The 17,605-nt window shown below is 53.7% G+C and carries 17 protein-coding genes and 1 tRNA gene; 4 read left to right on the top strand and 14 right to left on the bottom strand.

What is annotated here, in order from left to right; all coding sequences use genetic code 11:
- Nucleotides 1-26 precede the first annotated feature (26 nt).
- The 6 genes from ACLRGG_RS18590 to ACLRGG_RS18565 form a co-directional block, all read right to left on the bottom strand.
- Entirely contained in the window at nt 27-743 is a 717-nt protein-coding gene (locus ACLRGG_RS18590; RefSeq protein WP_416251149.1) for an ABC transporter ATP-binding protein, read from the bottom strand.
- Nucleotides 740-1,615, bottom strand: a complete 876-nt coding sequence (locus ACLRGG_RS18585; protein ID WP_416251148.1) for an ABC transporter ATP-binding protein — start codon at nt 1,613-1,615, stop codon at nt 740-742. Before ACLRGG_RS18585 ends, ACLRGG_RS18590 begins: the two co-directional genes overlap by 4 nt.
- On the bottom strand, nt 1,612-2,898 hold the full coding sequence (gene livM, locus ACLRGG_RS18580; protein WP_416251147.1) for a high-affinity branched-chain amino acid ABC transporter permease LivM: 1,287 nt from the start codon (nt 2,896-2,898) through the stop codon (nt 1,612-1,614). The genes ACLRGG_RS18585 and livM overlap by 4 nt, the downstream gene beginning before the upstream one ends.
- 10 nt (nt 2,899-2,908) lie before the next feature.
- The gene (locus ACLRGG_RS18575) at nt 2,909-3,823 is read right to left on the bottom strand and encodes an ABC transporter permease subunit (RefSeq protein WP_416251146.1); all 915 of its coding nucleotides are present in this window, start codon (nt 3,821-3,823) and stop codon (nt 2,909-2,911) included.
- Nucleotides 3,824-3,954: 131 nt separating this feature from the next.
- Nucleotides 3,955-5,070, bottom strand: coding sequence for a branched-chain amino acid ABC transporter substrate-binding protein (locus ACLRGG_RS18570; RefSeq protein ID WP_345828045.1), 1,116 nt, complete (start codon nt 5,068-5,070; stop codon nt 3,955-3,957).
- A gap of 500 nt (nt 5,071-5,570) precedes the next feature.
- Entirely contained in the window at nt 5,571-6,446 is an 876-nt protein-coding gene (locus ACLRGG_RS18565; RefSeq protein WP_416251145.1) for a LysR family transcriptional regulator, read from the bottom strand.
- Nucleotides 6,447-6,580: 134 nt separating this feature from the next.
- Here ACLRGG_RS18565 and ACLRGG_RS18560 point away from each other — a divergent pair, with 134 nt between their 5' ends.
- Both ACLRGG_RS18560 and fos read left to right on the top strand, forming a co-directional pair.
- The gene (locus ACLRGG_RS18560; protein WP_416251144.1) at nt 6,581-7,837 is read left to right on the top strand and encodes an alpha/beta fold hydrolase; all 1,257 of its coding nucleotides are present in this window, start codon (nt 6,581-6,583) and stop codon (nt 7,835-7,837) included.
- A gap of 182 nt (nt 7,838-8,019) precedes the next feature.
- On the top strand, nt 8,020-8,418 hold the full coding sequence (fos, locus tag ACLRGG_RS18555) for a fosfomycin resistance glutathione transferase (protein WP_416251143.1): 399 nt from the start codon (nt 8,020-8,022) through the stop codon (nt 8,416-8,418).
- Between the two features lie 186 nt (nt 8,419-8,604).
- Here fos and yajD read toward each other — a convergent pair whose 3' ends face one another.
- The 3 genes from yajD to ACLRGG_RS18540 form a co-directional block, all read right to left on the bottom strand.
- A complete protein-coding gene (gene yajD / locus ACLRGG_RS18550; protein WP_067707249.1) occupies nt 8,605-8,952 on the bottom strand; it encodes an HNH nuclease YajD in 348 nt (115 codons plus the stop codon).
- A gap of 136 nt (nt 8,953-9,088) precedes the next feature.
- Nucleotides 9,089-9,301, bottom strand: coding sequence for a hypothetical protein (locus tag ACLRGG_RS18545; protein ID WP_416251142.1), 213 nt, complete (start codon nt 9,299-9,301; stop codon nt 9,089-9,091).
- An 881-nt stretch (nt 9,302-10,182) separates the two neighbouring features.
- On the bottom strand, nt 10,183-11,304 hold the full coding sequence (locus ACLRGG_RS18540) for a Gfo/Idh/MocA family protein (protein ID WP_416251141.1): 1,122 nt from the start codon (nt 11,302-11,304) through the stop codon (nt 10,183-10,185).
- A 312-nt stretch (nt 11,305-11,616) separates the two neighbouring features.
- Here ACLRGG_RS18540 and ACLRGG_RS18535 point away from each other — a divergent pair.
- Nucleotides 11,617-11,692, top strand: a tRNA-Asn gene (locus ACLRGG_RS18535).
- A gap of 139 nt (nt 11,693-11,831) precedes the next feature.
- On the opposite strand, the gene ACLRGG_RS18530 is transcribed toward ACLRGG_RS18535, so the two are convergent.
- The 4 genes from ACLRGG_RS18530 to ACLRGG_RS18515 all read right to left on the bottom strand — a co-directional run bounded on the left by ACLRGG_RS18530 (nt 11,832) and on the right by ACLRGG_RS18515 (nt 16,057).
- Entirely contained in the window at nt 11,832-12,302 is a 471-nt protein-coding gene (locus ACLRGG_RS18530) for a DUF1203 domain-containing protein (RefSeq protein ID WP_416251140.1), read from the bottom strand.
- A 349-nt stretch (nt 12,303-12,651) separates the two neighbouring features.
- Nucleotides 12,652-13,584 (bottom strand): DMT family transporter, encoded by a 933-nt coding sequence (locus ACLRGG_RS18525; protein WP_416251139.1) that lies wholly within the window; start codon nt 13,582-13,584, stop codon nt 12,652-12,654.
- Nucleotides 13,585-13,623: 39 nt separating this feature from the next.
- Nucleotides 13,624-14,076, bottom strand: coding sequence for a glutathione peroxidase (locus ACLRGG_RS18520; protein WP_416251138.1), 453 nt, complete (start codon nt 14,074-14,076; stop codon nt 13,624-13,626).
- 178 nt (nt 14,077-14,254) lie between these two features.
- Nucleotides 14,255-16,057, bottom strand: coding sequence for a DNA/RNA non-specific endonuclease (locus tag ACLRGG_RS18515; protein WP_416251137.1), 1,803 nt, complete (start codon nt 16,055-16,057; stop codon nt 14,255-14,257).
- 132 nt (nt 16,058-16,189) lie between these two features.
- Between ACLRGG_RS18515 and ACLRGG_RS18510 the strand changes: the two genes are divergently transcribed.
- Complete coding sequence (locus ACLRGG_RS18510; RefSeq protein WP_416251136.1) at nt 16,190-16,885, top strand: RluA family pseudouridine synthase; 696 nt, start codon at nt 16,190-16,192, stop codon at nt 16,883-16,885.
- Between the two features lie 110 nt (nt 16,886-16,995).
- On the opposite strand, the gene ACLRGG_RS18505 is transcribed toward ACLRGG_RS18510, so the two are convergent.
- Nucleotides 16,996-17,535, bottom strand: a complete 540-nt coding sequence (locus ACLRGG_RS18505) for a DUF2058 domain-containing protein (protein ID WP_416251135.1) — start codon at nt 17,533-17,535, stop codon at nt 16,996-16,998.
- Nucleotides 17,536-17,605 lie beyond the last annotated feature (70 nt).

Below are 17,605 nucleotides of genomic sequence, written 5' to 3'. Positions count from 1 at the left end.
TCCGGCTTTACGTCGGGCGGCGTCACCTATACTCCGCCAAGGTAGGCGCTGCGTACCGCCGGATCCATCAGCAGCGCCTGACCGCTGCCGCTGAGCTGGATCTGGCCGTTGACCATCACGTAGCCACGATCGGAGAGCTTCAGCGCGTGGCTGGCGTTCTGTTCCACCAGAAACAGCGTCATGCCTTCGCGGGTGAGATCGCGCAGTATCTGGAAAATTTGCTTGACCACAATCGGTGCCAGCCCCAGGCTTGGCTCATCCAGCAGCAGCAGTTTGGGTCGGCTCATCAGCGCGCGGGCAATCGCCAGCATCTGCTGTTCGCCGCCGGAGAGCGTCATCGCCCGCTGGGTGCGGCGCTCCTCCAGCCGGGGAAACAGCCCGTACATCCGGGCCTTGTCGGCGTTCTGGTAGCGGCTGCCAATCGGGATAGTGCCCATCAGCAGGTTCTCCTCTACCGTCATATCCGGGAATATCCGCCGCCCTTCCGGCGCCTGGGCAATACCGTTACTGGCGATAAAGTGGGTCGATTTGCGGCTGATATCTTCACCGCGGTAGAGGATCTGACCGCCAGCAATTCGCGGCTGACCAAAGATCGACATCAGCAGCGTGGACTTTCCTGCCCCGTTCGCCCCAATCAGCGCCACCGTTTCCCCTTCGTTCACCGTCAGGGAAACGGCGTTCAGCGCCTGGATCTGGCCGTAAAATACATCCACCTGGCGGAATTCCAGCAGCGTCTGACTCATGAATTGAGTTCCTCCTCATCGGCGCCCAGATAGGCGGCAATGACCCGCGTATCGGCCTGTATTTCACGCGGTGTGCCGCTGGCAATCACCTCGCCGTGGTCAAGCACAATCACCCGATCGGAGATCGCCATCACCATGCCCATATCATGCTCAATCAGCAGTACCGTTACGCCATGCTGCTGGCGCAAAAAACGCACGATACGGGCGAGCGCCTCGGTTTCAATCGGATTCAGCCCGGCGGCGGGCTCATCAAGGCAGATAATCTCTGGCCCGGTACACATGGCGCGCGCGATCTCCAGCCTGCGCTGCTGTCCGTAAGAGAGGGTGCCCGCCAGCCGGTTGGCGCAATCCTCCAGCTCCACCACCTCCAGCCAGTAAAACGCCCGGTCCAGCGCCTGGCTCTCCGTCTGATGATAGCCGGGAGTATTGAAGATACCGGCAATCAAATTGCGATTGGCCTGCATATGCTGCGCAACCAGCAGGTTTTCAATCACCGTCATCTCGCGGAACAGGCGGATATTCTGGAAGGTTCGCGCCAGACCCGCGCGATTAACCAGATGCGCACCGCCAAACATTTTGTACCAGATGCGCGACCCCAGCCGCGCCGGATTAATCAGGTCAGCCGGACGGATTTTCTGCCCCAGAACCTGAACCACATCGGTCAGCTTTGCCTGTGCGTTCAGCCGGATTGAACCGCCGGAGGCGCGGTAAAAACCGGTGAGGCAGTTAAATACCGTGGTCTTTCCGGCACCGTTCGGGCCAATCAGGGCGGTTATCGACCCCCGCTCCACCTCAAGACTGACGTCGTTTAGCGCTTTGATCCCGCCAAAGTGCATCCTCAGGTGCGACACCTGCAAAATCGCATTGCTCATGGTGCCTCCCCTTTGCGTAGGGCTACGCCCGCCCGGCTGGTGCGCACCAGCCCGCGTGGTCGCCAGATCATCATCAGTACCATCAGGATGCCAAACAGCAGCACGCGATACTCTGCAAAGCTGCGCAGCAGCTCCGGTGCCACGGTCAGCACGAAGGCCGCCAGCACCACGCCGAGGGTTGATCCCATTCCGCCCAACACCACAATGGCGAGGATCAGCGCCGACTCAAAAAAGGTAAAGGAGGTCGGGTTAACAAACCCCTGATAGCTGGCAAAAAATACCCCGGCAATACCGGCGGTAGAAGCACCGATCATAAAGGCCGACAGCTTAACCAGTACGTGATTCAGCCCCAGCGACCGGCAGGCAATTTCATCCTCCCGCAGCGCTTCCCAGGCACGACCAATCGGCATGCGCGTCAGCCGGTGCTTAATAAACAGCACCAGCAGCACCACCAGAATAAGCACCGTGTAGAGGAAGATAAACTTCAGGTTGGGGTTGAACGCAATATGCAGAAACTCATGGATCGGCGTACCGCCCTCCTTCGCCCGTCGACCAAACTCCAGCCCGAAAAGCGTCGGGGCCGGCACGGAGACGCCGTTTGGCCCGCCGGTGAAGCTGACCCAGTTGGTCAGCACCAGACGAATGATTTCACCAAATCCCAGGGTGACAATCGCCAGGTAATCCCCATGCATGCGCAGTACCGGGAACCCAAGCAGCGCGCCCGCCAGCGCCGCCATCAAAGCCCCCAGCGGCAGCATCGACCAGAACCCCAGCCCCAGATACTGGTAGCCCAGCGCCAGCCCGTAGGCCCCGATGGCATAAAAGGCCACGTAACCCAGGTCCAGCAACCCGGCCAGGCCCACCACGATATTCAGGCCCAGTCCCAGCAGCACATAAATAAGCCCCAGGATCGCCACGGTCAGCAGATACTTTGTGGCAACAAACGGGAACAGCAGCGCCAGTACCAGCAGCAGCGGTAGCGCCCAGCGCAGCGGCGAGCGCTGGCTTGCCGGACGCACGTAGACGCCGTTGTTCGTCCCTTCAAAGCGCATCACGAATTTACGTCCTGCCGCGCTTTGCAGCAGCAGGCTGAGCAGCAGCCGGCCCGCCATGACGATGGCAACCAGCACCGCCACGCGTCCCGGTGCAAGGGTGAAACTGTAGCCTTTCAGGACAATCCCCACGATCGGACCAAATACCACCAGCGCGCAAAGACCGGCCAGCACGGACTCCGTCAGGATCTGCCTGACGACCAGCCCTGGATGCATTGAAGCGTCAGACATGCTCATCTCCTTACACCTTAGCGACCAGTGGACGGCCCAGCAGCCCCTGAGGGCGGAATATCAGGATCGCCACCAGCAGAGCAAATGAGAACACATCCTTATAATCAGAGTTGACCAGCCCGGCGAACTGCGCTTCCGCCACCCCTAACAGCAGGCCGCCCAGCATAGCCCCCGGCAGCGATCCAATTCCGCCCAGCACCGCAGCGGTGAACGCTTTGATGCCGATAATAAATCCGGCATAAAAATCAAAGGTGCCATAGTTCATGGTGACCAGTACGCCAGCCAGCCCCGCCATCGCCGCACCGATGACAAACACCAGCGAGATAACCCGATCGGTATTTATTCCCAGGATGGCAGCCATACGGCGGTCCTGCTGCGTGGCACGACAGATGCGCCCCAGCCGGGTGTACTGAATTATCCAGGTGAGAACCGCCATGCCGATGATGGCCGCCGCCAGAATAAAGACTTTGGTCCAGGTTATCTGCACCAGACCCTCGCCGACGTGCAGGCGCAGCACGCCGGTGAGCAGCGTCGGGATCCCCTGCTGATTAGGACCCTGGCTTATCTGCACGTAGTTTTGCAGGATCAGCGACATACCAATGGCTGAAATCAGCGGGGCCAGCCGGGTGGAGTTGCGCAGCGGCCGGTAAGCAATGCGCTCAATCGCCCAGCCATAGACGCTGGTCACAACGATGGTAAACAGCAGCGTCCCGAAGATCAGCAGCGGAAAGGAGTGGATGCCAAAGTAAGAGAGCAGCGCCAGACCGATGGCGCAGAGATAGGCCGAGATCATATAAACCTCGCCGTGAGCGAAGTTAATCATGCCGATAATGCCGTACACCATGGTATAACCGATGGCGATGAGGCCGTAGACGGCCCCCAGCGTCAGGCCATTGATCAGCTGTTGCAGAACGAATGCTTCCATTTTAAAGGGTCTCGCCGAAGGCCAGGCCGCGCCGGAAATCTGTTCCAGCGCATCACCTGAAAGGGTGTCATATCCCGCCCTTTACGGGCGGAACGTTGATTGAAGCATTAATACCGCATCGCCTAGCCTGCTCAGAGCGCGTGGTATTTACCCTTGTCATCCCACTGATAGACCACGTAGTCAGAGACCTTCAGGTCGCCCTTGCCGTCCCATGACTTCGGCCCCATCACGGTGTCCACGCTGTGGCTTTTCAGCCATTCGCTGGCTTTTTCATTGTCTTTACCGGCGCCGTTGTAGGCCGCCGCGATGGCCTGAATGGATGCATAGGCGTAGAGGGTGTAACCTTCCGGCTCAAAGCCCGAGGCGCGGAATTTATCAATTACCGCTTTACCGCTGGGCAGCGTGCGGGGATCCTTACCGAAGGTCATCAGCACGCCGTTGGTGTACTGCGGCCCGCCCGCTGCCGTGACCAGCTCTTCGGTGACCACGCAGTCGCCGGAGAAGAATTTCGCCTGCACGCCCTGCTCGCGCATCTGCCGTACCAGCGGCCCGGCCTCGGGGTGGCAGCCGCCAAAGTAGACGACGTCCGGCTTCAGGGAGCCGATTTTAGTGACCAGCGCATTAAAGTCCTTCTCGCCACGGGACAGCCCCTCATACAGCACTTCCTTCGTACCGCGCTTTTCCAGTGCGGCCTTCGTCGCATCCGCCAGGCCCTGGCCGTAGGTATCCTTATCGTGGATCACCGCGATTTTCTTCGCTTTCAGCACGTCCAGCATATAGTTTGCGGCAACGTCTCCCTGCTGATCGTCACGGCCACACATGCGAAACAGCGTTTTCATCCCGCGTTCGGTAATTTGCGGGTTGGTGGAGCCTGGCGTAATGCTTAACACGCCCGCCTCGTCATACACTTCTGAGGCAGGCATGGTGGATGAGGAGCAGAAGTGGCCGACCACGGCAGAGACTTTTGACTGATCGACCAGGCGGTTTGCCACCGCTACTGCCTGCTTGGGTTCACAGGCGTCATCGCCCTGTACCAGGACAATTTTCTCTCCCTTAATACCGCCCGCAGCGTTGATATCCGCCGCCGCCTGCGATGCACCTTTCCAGTACTGCGCACCGTACGTGGCATTAGGCCCGGTAAAGGGGCCTCCCACGCCAATCACCACATCCGCCTGAGCATAAAACGCCGTGCTCAGGCTGCTTGCCAACAAAACAGAAAGAGACAACCTGTTAAATTTAAAAGACATTGCGATAATCCTCAGCGGTAAAAAACCTTGAGCCACCGGGTGGCATGGGAGAGATCATTGTCATTATTTTCCCCTGCACAGACATACGCTGCGCCAGGGACGCTTTTATTAAGCAAAAAAACCGCCAGTCGTTAACAGCAGGCGCTTTTTATTGTCGATTGATGACCAGGCTCACACCGCAGTGACGTTCCAGCACCGAATTAACCCGCAGCGCGCAGTAAGCGCAGAGCCAGTGGGAATAACGTTGCCACTGCGTGGCGAAGGGAGAAATACAGCATCCGTGCCGACCGCATAATCAACATAGTTGTACCTTTATCCGGGTGCGCACCCGGCTGGTGCAAAAGTGCGAGGAGGATCGCATGTGATGCAGCGGTTATGTGCGGGTTCGCATACTGTGGGTAAGTGCATCCCGATAAAATAAATGGATGCGACGCTGCTGGCGATGAAAAGGCTAAATAATGCATAAGTCGACCAGACGGCTATAACGCGATGATGAAAGCTCAGGCCAGGTGAGCTTCAGCGATAATTTGCATTAAAAATTCTGCCACTACCCGGATTCGTGAAGAGGCTATTAAGTCGGCATGAGTGACCAGCCAGAGTTCTTCAGAAAATACATCTTGTGGGGGGATGACTTCTACTAGTTCGCTGTTCTGGGCGGCAATGAAGCAGGGCAAAACGGCAAGTCCCAGACTGGCTTTTACGGCAGCAATTTTCGTGACAAGGCTGGTCAAGGCTAATGCCGATGTCCTGTCCGGGAAATGCTTATTTAGCCATCTGGCAGAAGACAGATGGCTAAACGATTCGTCCCAGGTGATAAAGCTCCGCCCTGCTATTGGGTTATCTACAGGTGCAGGATGCTCATGAATATAGGTTTCTGAACCGTACACTGCGGATTTTATTACGCCCACTTTACGTATCTTCAGGGAATTCTGCTCAGGCCGGACAAGCCGCAGTGCAATATCAGCATCATTTCGTAAGACTGAGACGGTATTTACACCCGTGATGAGCTCCAGCAGGATATCGGGATAGCAGGCTTTAAAGCGTGGTAACGCAGGAATAATCAGGTGATTTGCCAGTGTTACCGCTGTAGCCAGGCGCACCGTTCCGGCAGGCGTCAGGTCCCGTCCGGACATCTGTTTTTCCAGCGTTTCTACCTTAGCTTCCACCTCTTCGGCATATCTGAGGACCTTTTGCCCTGCATCGGTAAGAAAATACCCGGTCTGATGATGGAGGAAAAGGCAGGTCTGCAAACTGCTTTCAAGTGCGCTAATCTTCCTTGAAACCGTCGACTGGCTGACCTTCAGCTTAACAGCACTTTTGGTAAGACTGTTTGTTCTCGCGACTTCCAAAAAAAAACGTAAATCGTTCCAGTCCATCCTCGCCCCATCCTGTTTTCTATTTTTGGAAGATAATTGGCCGATTTTATCCGTAGTTTTCACCTTATGGAAAAAAATAAACTCCCTGTCATCTTTTATTCCCAGGGCAATTTATTTTTTTCATAAGGAACAACATGATGAGTTCGCCAAATACGCTTGATTTGACCGGGCTAAGTGCATGGAAAGTTGTCGAGGCTTACCTTGCTGCATTTGCTGAAGGAAGAGTGAACGATATCCTCAGCCTGCTTGATGAGAATGTCGTGTGGCATATCGACGGTGATCCTGGCGTGTCCACCGCTGGGATTTTACAAGGGCCAGATCAGGTCAGGCGCTGGTTGCAAAATTTTCCACGGAATTTCAGGGCACGGGAATTTTCTGTCAGTGAAATTATTGCACACCATGACAGCGTTCTGGTGCTGGGCCGCTTTCGTCACACTGTATTAAGTACTGGCAATACGGTAGGCAGCGATATGATCATTCACTTTAAGATATCAGGGTCAAAAATAATGCGTTATCAGATATTTGAAGATTCAGCACTGCTGGCCAGGGCTTTTGATGCCCATGGTGAATGGCCGCTTCAGCAGGTTAGAATTAATGGCATCCTGTATCGTTACCTTGATGTTGGTGAAGGCCCTACGCTTCTTTTTGCTCACGGATTATTCGCAAGCCATGAAATTTTCACTGCACAATTTCAGGCCCTGAGTAAATCGTATCGTTGTATTGTCCTGGACATGCCTGGACATGGCCTGAGCGAATATAACCCTGCTGGCTGGAAACTTGACGACCTCAGCCATGATTTAGCGTTGATGATCCAGGAGCTTTCACTGGGCAAAGTGACATTTATTGGACAGAGTCAGGGCGGAATGATCGCTATCAGACTTGCTGCAAATTATCCGCAGCATGTGTCCGGGCTGGTTCTTATAGGTACCAGTGCCAGGGCTGAATTCTCTGAACGACTGCAAAATTGGCACAGGCAGCGTGAAATTCTGCTCACGGGTTCAGAGCAGGCGCGTGACGATTTATTTAGAAAAATTCAGGGTTATGTCTGCGATGAAGCGTGGTTGCAGAATAATCAGGCAGCAGCCGGGCGGGAACGCAGGATTATGCTTGCCCACAATCGCCAGGGATTAGCGCTTGCGCTGGACGCTGCGGTTTTCGAGCGGGGTGATATATCGACACTTCTGCCTGACATCACTGCGCCGACATTAATCATTTGCGGAGATCAGGACAGGGCAACACCTGTCGGGTTAAGTCAGGAGATAGCAGACCTGATGCCTGACGCCGATTTGCTCATTCTTGCTGGAGCCGGCCACCATCCACCAACTGAAGCAGCGCAGTCCGTCACCGATGCGATTACTGAATTCCTGGGAATACACCTACTATTAAAGTGAACACTTTTTGTTCGCCCCAACTCTTAATATTATGCATCGCGCGATGCCTTCAGTCGTCCGGGAGGATAGGAAGCCTGATCAGTGCGAAACCGGAAAATAACGCTTTCGGCTCACACAGGCAGTGAGCAAAAGTATAAATATGATAACGTGTAATTTCATAGAGTCTGCTGAGGTGACGCTGTATGTTGAACGGGCTGAACCACATAACAATCGCTGTAAACGACGTTTCAAGAAGCTTTACTTTTTACTCCAAAACACTTGGTTTCACACCTAAGGCCAGATGGAGCCGTGGGGCTTACCTTTTTCTGGGTAATCTGTGGCTGTGCCTCTCTGCTGACTCAGTCGATACACGAGAAGATTACACTCATTACGCATTCAGCATCCGAAGCGAAGATTTCGATGAGTTTGTTAATCACCTGAAATCCTCGGGCGTTACTGAGTGGAAAACAAACCAGAGCGAAGGAAAATCATTTTACTTTTTAGATCCCGATGGACATAAGCTGGAAGTGCATGTCGGCGATTTAAATAGCCGTCTTAACGCATGCATCCAGCATCCTTATGAAAATATGCAGTTTTTCTAGCCCTGTACAACAGAGAGGGTCAGTGATAATCAGTGAACCTGAATATACCGTAATGGTCAACCATGACACTTGCGAACAGGTTCAATCCTGGATCTATCCTCTAATATAACTTCCGCTCCTTGCTAGTAGCTAATCTAAGCGACTGTTGCTACCAGATTTTCCCCAGAAGCGGACAGCCTTCAAACGCTATTTCTTCTTATTCAGCATCGACTTTAAATCGGCAAAGGGACTGTAGGTGGCGGCCTCAACATCGTTTTGCGCATCCTCCCCTGCCACAACGGTACTGCCGTACTGGTCTGCTTCTGTGTACTTCGAGTGTTCGTGGTCATGGCAATACAGACACAACAGCTCCCAGTTACTGCCGTCTGCTGGATTATTGGTATGGTCATGATCGATATGGTGAACCGTCAATTCCCGCAGGTTTGAATAAACAAACTCTCGCGAGCAGCGCCCACACACCCACGGATAGATTTTAAGCGCTTTCTCACGGTATCCGCTTTCCAAACGCGTGTAGTTTTTAGGGATCAGAGCCATTGACGATGTTACCTGTGAACAAGAAAATTTTCGTAGTGCACAAATATATCCCAAAATGACATCAAAGCGTCAGCGGATTTCGGTAAGCTCAGCAACCGCGGCGCGGCTGCATGAAGACAAGAACATCTGCCAACGCTTACTCCCTGTGCAGGCCCCTCTTTTTAGCTAACAGCGCAATAATCGTTACGGACACATGCGTGAAAGCGTAGAAAGTGGACAGGGTGACAATAAAGTTGGAGATCGCCTGCGGAAATGAGAACAGTGCACCATACCCCACACCTGCGCCCTTTAAAAAACCCGATGCAATGATAACAGCCATGCATGCGACCAGCGGCCAGAAAAATTTCATGGTAATACTCCTTATTGATACCTCCTTCATTAAAGAAAGAGGTATTTCCTTTTACCAGGTGCACTGCCCCCCAAAATCATTTCCACCTGAATTGTTTCTTGTACCATTATTACCAGACCCGGAAGAATTCAGGCGCCTCCACCAACAGCACTCGCAATAGCTGAGGCTGGACCGCCATGGACCCTGTAACCATGCCACCAAAGATACCATTCAAACAGTCTTTATAGGCTGGGTTTATGTAAGGTGGACAATTTCCATTATTACGGGAATTATGTCCTCCGGACTGGCTCGCTCTCGCACTAGCTCCTGCATATGCCGGGTCGTAAGCACCAGAAGCCCCGCCACTGATTTAATCTCCAAACAATCAAGAAGCCTAATAGTCATTATAATATCCTTATTAGATTAACATAAATATCAACCATCTGAGTTAAAAATGCTAATCTATAACACATAAATATCAAATGAATTATATAGCATATTATTCCCCAAACTCTTAATGCACCTGAGGGTATAATCATCCCTCTATTGCACTCTTTGATACAGCCATAAGGGGTTATAAAAAATTCCTACATTGGCCTCCATGCCCTACTGTCTATCATATTTTTTTAAACAAACATTTGAAAATTGATGGCCATCACAGTTCCTCATGATATTGATAAAATATTATGTTGAGATTATCTCAAAACTTACCATACATACTTTGTAAAAAAACGCTGCACTATCAGAAAATAGGTTACTCGACCTGGCTTAGAAAAATTATTATAAAGGTGTGCTTGATGAGAATTATTTTACAAAACAGAAATTACTCTGTTACCTGTAATTTTCACGTATTCATTCTTTGATTCAGCATTGCCGCCAGTAAAACCGCTTGATAGTGTCCATCACACGCTCACCCAGCGACGCTGCTGCGCGGACAGGGCGATGGCTTCCAGCACCCGCGATACCTGTAAACCCTCGGCGAAATCCGGCCACATGCGATCGTTAGCCGCAACGCCATTAATCAGGTCGCGAATTTCCACCGTCTTCTGATCGTTGAAGCCAATTCCATGACCCGCCGTAATGCAAAAGGCGGCATAGTCCGGATGCGCCGGGCCGGTCAGCAGCGTTTTGAACCCCTGCCGCCCGACCGGATCGTCGTGTCGGTAGACAGCCAGCTCCGCCATACGCTCCTGGGTATAGCGCAAAGCGCCACGTGTACCGGTAACCACGTAGGTCAGCCCCATTTTGCTGCCGCAGGCGATACGCGATGTTTCAATCACGCCGTGCGCACCGTTCGCAAAACGCAGCAGCGCACTGGCCTGATCCTCATTTTCCACCTCACGCATCAGGGAGGGGTTAGCAGCGTCGGGTCGCTGCTTAATCACCGTCTGCATATCGCCGGAAACTTCGCTGATGCTTCCCACCAGATAGTGCGCCATATTCACGATATGGGCAGCCAGATCCCCCAGCGCCCCCAGTCCCGCCCGTGATTTCAGGCAGTGCCAGTCCAGCGGCGTGAGCGGGCTGGCCAGGTGATCTTCGTTATGGGTGCCATAAAAGTGCACCACGTCCCCGATCTCCCCCCGCGCTATGATCTCTTTTGCCAGCTGGCTGGTGGGATTCTTCATATAGTTGAAGCCCACCAGCGTTTTCACACCGGCCTGTTCCGCGGCGCGCGTCATCTCTTCCGCATCTGCGGCATTCAGCGCCAGCGGCTTTTCTGAGTAAACATGCTTACCGTGACGGATCGCCTCCAGCGCCATCTCCTTATGCAGAAAATTAGGCGCACAGATATCTACCACGTCAATATTCGGGTCGGCCACCAGCTCGTGCCAGTCTCCCGTGGAACGGTTAAAACTCAGCGCGGCGGCCTGAGCCTTTGCTATTTCCGGGTCGATCTCCGCGACCATTTCACGAACGACCTCCCCTTTCAGCGCAAAAACGGTGGGGGCCTGAGCATAGGCTATCGCATGACAGCGTCCAATATAGCCTGTACCAATCAACCCAATTCTGACCTTTACCATCGGAGTTTCCTGCGCATTAATAAGGGGTGAACTGGAATGTATATTTCAAAAACAGCCTCAGCAATCAACAAATGAAATAAACGTGACCATTCTGGCGAAAGTTACTGTAACGGATGCTGTTTCTTAATACCGCTTTGCGAGAGCGCCAGCAGTGAATGTGAAAACGCCCGAATAGCTTCAGAAGCCCGTCCCCGCCCGTCAACCCGTGAAAATTCAGCAAAATGCTGTTTTATTCAGCAGTTGATCAAAAAGGTGAAAACAGGCTTTGACATCCCCCGCCCGGGTCGATAACATGCGCCCCGTTGAAACAATTCCTCTGTAGTTCAGTCGGTAGAACGGCGGACTGTTAATCCGTATGTCACTGGTTCGAGTCCAGTCAGAGGAGCCATACATAGAAAAGCCCGCTTAGGAAACTAAGCGGGCTTTTTGCTTTTACGCGCAATTTATAGACGACTGGCGGACGTTAAGCTGTAATGTTCGTTAACAGATACAGATATGCCTGAGGCATCCTGCTTATCTCTGAAGGTTCATTCAGAACGCTCGGCGCAACAGGCATAGCATCCCTGTTTCGCATTATGTATCTGGATATAACTAATCAGCGGATCGGCGAAAAAAAGACCTAAAAGATTTTCAGCCAAATGTCCCTCACAGATATCTGCCTGTCTTAATAAGTGTGTCTCGTCATATGCCCGCAAAGACAAAACTCTGGCTTTCATAACTTCAGGTAATTCGTTGATGTAAATGCCTTGTTTGGTACATCCTTCCCATATATATATTGCATGAGAGCCGAAATAGGGTGTCTCTGCGGGTTGATAGATGTGGTTGATAAGAAGAGCGGTTTCGCCAGCAGGTATATCACACAACGAGATTCTGTCTGGAAATCCGGGGCAGCTAACTACAGTTAGTCTGATTGCACCGTATCTTTTTAGATAGGCATCGCTCTGTCCATAAAGATGGGTAAACGGCTCGGCACTCAGCCCGGAAATTCTGTATTTCATAATACCTCCTGTCGTTTTCAGCATTATATTAGCTGCTATTTGCAGGAGGAACTCGCTGTTTTCGGTCAGGGAAATAGCAGTGATTTGCCAGGGTAAAAGTAGTATATGTCAGGGCCGTTTGTGAAGAAGCAGCATTGCGCAGGAGCACGTCAGGTGCAGTGCGAGGCACTGATATACACTTCTTACCGTCCCCGTTTACGCTTCCACTTATCCACTACATCATCCAATTTTTTGGGCACAAAATTATGTATCCGTGCCGTGAATTCACGATGAATCGAAATGTTTATCCCCACTCCCTGACCATGAAGCGATCAACACTTTATCTGTTTTATGTTTTCTTATTAGCCGATTAAAAAGTGCCCGATTTGCATCTGCCGGACAGGAAACGCAGCATGTCGGCAGGCGCGGTGATCGCCGCCAGACTGACGACTATCAGGGCAACGCCGGCCCATCCATACGTCGGCAACCTTTCTCCCACCAGCATTACCGCCAGCAGCGCGGCAATGACCGGTTCCAGCAGGGTAATCGTCGTTGCCATGCTGGCCGGGATGCGTGCCAGCCCGAAGCCATAGCAGACGTACCCTACAAACATCGGCACCAGCGCCATGTAAATTCCTGTGGCGGCATTATTCCAGGCGTCAAGCAGCGGCGCGCCGGTGATCAGCAACACGGGCATCAGCATCAGACCACCGGCCCCAAACGTGGCACCCATCGCCGCGCGTGGGCGCACACCGCCCTGCATTAACCGCCTGGCTGACCACGAGTAGAGAGCATAGGTGAAGCCAGCCAGCAGACCGAGGGCTATGCCGGCCATCGCTGAGCCGCTTCCTGAACTGTGGCCGCCGCTTTGCGCAATACACAGCAGTGCCATTCCGGCTACGCCAACCAATGCCCCCCCCGCCCACTGCTTTGTCAGCCGCAGCCCGTCAAGACGGGTTTCGATCAGTGCGGACAGCAGTGGCGCCGAGCCGATAGAGATAACGGTGCCAACCGTCACCCCGGCATAGCGCATCGAGGTATAGAAGGCGAGAGGATAGACAGCCACCGGGAGTGCGCCGGTCAATAAAACAGGCCAGTGCCGCGCAATCAGCCGGCGCTGACGAATGATGGTGGTTGCGGCCATCAGGCCCTGCAGCAGCCCGCCAACCCCCATCGCCACCGCCCCCACGGCCAGCGGGCTCAGGTCGGGCGCGTAGGTGGCAGCCGTCCCGGTCGTTCCCCAGAGAATTGCCGCGACAAGCACGCCAGCCATGCCGCTCAAGCGTTGTCCTGATGCCAGCATCAGTATGCCTCTCTTATGGAATGGTTAGACATCCCTATCCTACAGAATGAAGGGGGTGGTGATCGATGCAAAACGCCTGAGCGGTTTACCGTCGCGTCCGATCAGGAACTTAGTGAAGTTCCACTTGATCCGCCCACCCAGCACGCCGGGCAATTCGTTTTTCAGATAACGAAACACCGGGTGCGCTGCGGCTCCGTTGACCTCTACTTTCCCGAACATCGGTAAGCTTACACCGAAGTTAATGTGACAGGTCTGCGCAATTTCGTCGGCATCGCCCGGTTCCTGCTTACCGAAGTGGTTGCAGGGGAAACCAGGCACTACCAAACCCTGGCCGGCGTATTTCCTGTAGAGTGCTTCAAGGCCGCCGTATTGTGGCGTGAAGCCAGAATGGCTGGCGGTATTCACTACAAGAACGACCTTACCCGCGTAGTCGACCATAGAGATAAGCTGGCCGCCAGGGCTGGTGGCGGTGAGTTGATAAAACGCGTTCATATCGGGATCCTCAAAGCAGAATCAGTTCGACGTCGACAGTGCCACGTAGCGCGCTGCTGCATCATAACGTCAATTTTCATCAGGATGAAAGCAGACCTGTTTATCAGGCCCGCTTAAGTAAACTTAAGCGGGCCTTTGGCGGTTTATCTCCTGACGACTCCTCCTCCGGTACTGCCCCTTACAACAGATCCTGCCATGTCATAATCAGTTTCGCCGTTAGCGGCTCCGCCAGCAGTGCGGCATCCGGCTGCCAGCTGTCCCAGTCACGGAAAGCGCTGAAATTAAGCCCGGTCAGGGTTTCCAGCGAACTGACCGAAACGCGAAATTCATCGACGTTGGGCGCTGCCTGCGGATTCGCCAGCGGCAACACCCGGCGCGGTTCGTCCAGCAATTTATCCTGGCTGACCAGCAGCGCGGTGGCCTGCGGATTGCCCTGTGGCCCAATGCGCAGCACTACCTTCCAGAACATCAGCGGCACCTGTAACTCCCCATACTGTCTGCTTTGTTCGTTGAGAACCGGGCCGGTGAGAACGCTGATCTGCTTTTTTGTCTGCAACACGCCAGATTCAAGGATATAGCGCTCAACCCCCTGCCAGTATTGCTGACTCTGGTTAAAGCGGAAATGCTGCGGTGAGCAGTTGGTAAAGTGGAAAGTGTCTTTATTAGCACGAACCGCTTCGGCAGCGCTCCCCCACGTGGGATCGCTGCGGCGGGTAAGGTGGCCCCGATCGAACCAGCGGCTGAACTCGCTGTAGAAAGCCTGACCGGTTACATATCGGCTGTCGATACGGCTGTCCTGATACCAGCTGTCCGCTTCAGGCAACAGCGAGGGCTGACCACTGCTGCGATCGATACTGATATAGCTTGCACCGTCGATGTTGGTGGCGGTAAAAAAGGCCAGCTTTCGCTGCGCGTTCATCAGCAGGGAAAAGTGCTGGTAGTTGAGTCTCGCCTCTGCGCCTTTGCTGCCGTCGAGTAAGGGTGCCACTTCCGCCACGCGCGGCGCGATAATCTCTGCCATATCAATATGCGTACCGGCAAGGAAACCGGCCTGAAAGCCGTCACGATTGCCGTAATTTCCGTCCGGAGCAGCAGCGCTGGCAACGGGCCGCTGGGGCGTAGCATCAGAGGTTAACGCCTGCATCAGCTGTACCTGCATATCAGCAGAAAGCTGCGGCAGTTCGCCTTTCAGCCAGTCGGTCAACGCGCTGATGCGTATCCCTTCGTTAACCCATTTTCCTTTGTCTTTAACTCCCCCATGATGCAGCGCCACCAGCTGCCAGCCGTCGTTGAACACGGGCGCACCGGACGATCCGCCCTCGCTGTCGGCCTCGTAATGCAGAAACTGTTCGTGCCGGGCCAGCAGCATATTGTTGCGCAGCGTAATCTGCTGCGGTGCGCCACCCGGATGATGGATCAGATTAAGGTTGATGCCCAGCGCATGTTTATCGTTGCGATCGTTAAGCGCCAGCGGCAATGGCGTTTCGCCGCTGCCCTGCAGGGCGTCGCCCAACGCGATCAGCGTGCAGTCAAACTCTGCTGTCGGGCTGGTCAGCCAGAAGCGTTCCGCATCCAGTGAATAGAGGCGACCTGCGATAATTTCGCCCGTTTCGCTCTGGCGATAGCCGAACTGTACCGTTATGGTGCCCGGCGCTGGCGGGTCAGGCAATAAATGGTGATTGGTGACAAAAAGGCCGCCATGCGTCAGAAAACCGCTGCCTTTTGGTATCCCATCCTCCCTTATCAGGCCTACTGACCGGGCCGAGATTAGCCCCTGCTGCAAAAATGAAATCGGCAGCAGATCGTTTGTATCACCGACAATCACACTCTGCCGGGTACGCTGCTGAAATGCGTAGCGCTGCGCGCGTCGCCGATCCGGATCTGCCTGATTTCCCTGCGCAAGGGCTGTGCGGGATTGCTGCTGCTGCTCTGAGGTTAGCGCCAGCCGTGAGGCAATCAGTTCTTTCTGTTGCTCGTTCATTCGCATCTCCATGGTAGGGTGTGAAGCCTTTTAACCATAGCTGCTACTTCTGACGGAACAAGCGACAATCTGATTCGCCACCCGGCTGGAAATCCGCTACTATCCGCTCCCACTCTCCATCCGGGCGGCCTGATGTCTGTGATTTTCGATACGTTTATTGCCCCACCGTGCCATGACAGCATAGAGATCCTCTATCAGGACCAGCATCTGGTGCTTATTAATAAACCCGCCGGGCTACTGAGCCTCTCGGGGAAAAATCCGCAAAATCTCGATTCGGTGCATCATCGCCTGGTACAGATCTTTCCCGGCTGCACGCTCGTCCACCGCCTCGATTTCGGCACATCCGGGCTGATGGTGATTGCCCGTAATAAAGCAATTAACGCCGCTCTCTGCCACCAGTTCAGCCAGCGCACGGTGACTAAGGTCTACAGCGCGCTGCTCTGTGGACATCTGGACGATGACGAAGGGGTGACAGATGCTGCGATTGCAAAAGATCCGGCGCTGTTCCCGCTGATGTCTGTCTGCTCCATCCACGGCAAGCCCGCCCGCTCCCGCTATCGGGTCATTGAGCGCTTTTATCACCGGCTGGAAGAGAGGATGCTGCCATTAACGCGGGTCGAGCTAACCCCGGAGACCGGGCGCACCCATCAGCTGCGCATTCACTGCCAGCAGCTGGGCCACCCTATTTTGGGCTGCGATCTGTATGGTGGTCGCCTGCTGCCAGGAACCGAAGGGACACCGCGCCTGATGCTGCACGCCAGTGAATTACACTTTGTTCATCCCGTCAGCGAAGAAGAGATTAAGGCCATACATCCCTGCCCGTTCTGAATGCGAAAATCGCTGTTACGATGCCAGAGCGGAGACGCCCGGCATCAGGCTAAGGTCCATGGGTGAAGCGTTAGCCCGCTGGCGATGAACGTAAAGACGCTTTCTGAAACTTACCACATCAGATCATCAGGCACTTTAAAATCGGCGTAGGGATCGTCTTCGTCCTGTTCTTCCTGGCTGAGTGCGCTATTTAATACAATGCTGTTCGCATCCCGCTGGGCAATTTTATCGGCCACGCTCGCCGGGATAATCGCGTACTGGCTTTCGCCACCGTTATCGGCGACCAGACGGGCAATGGCCAGGCGACCATTGATAAGCTGGGTTTGCGTCGTCTTATCAACGGCTATTTTTTTAATCAGGTTACTGTCTGTAAAGTTAAAATCAATGCTGCCTTTTGCAATGACCACCCTGTTCATTTCAATAAGCTGTTTCACCTGAGCTTTATACTCTTTCGATAAAGCGGCCTGTTTCTGCTGTTCATTGAGCTGCTTGTCACGCTCAAGCTGTGACTTTTTATTTTCTTCCACCGCCTCTCTGGCCTCACGGGCCTGAACGCGTGATTTTTTAGCCGTTTTTTGCACTTTGGCCATTTTTTTGCTGGTCACTAATCCAGCCTTAAGCATCTGCTCTTGTAAGGTGAGTTTTGTCATCTTCGTCTCTAAACCCATAAAAAAATTTAGGGGATTATACCTGTAATTTTTGGGGCTGTACCAGCCTGTC

It is taken from the genome of Erwinia sp. PPS120, assembly GCF_047918655.1.
Lineage (GTDB): Bacteria > Pseudomonadota > Gammaproteobacteria > Enterobacterales > Enterobacteriaceae > Erwinia > Erwinia tasmaniensis_A.
This window is presented reverse-complemented; position numbering and strand designations above follow the sequence as displayed.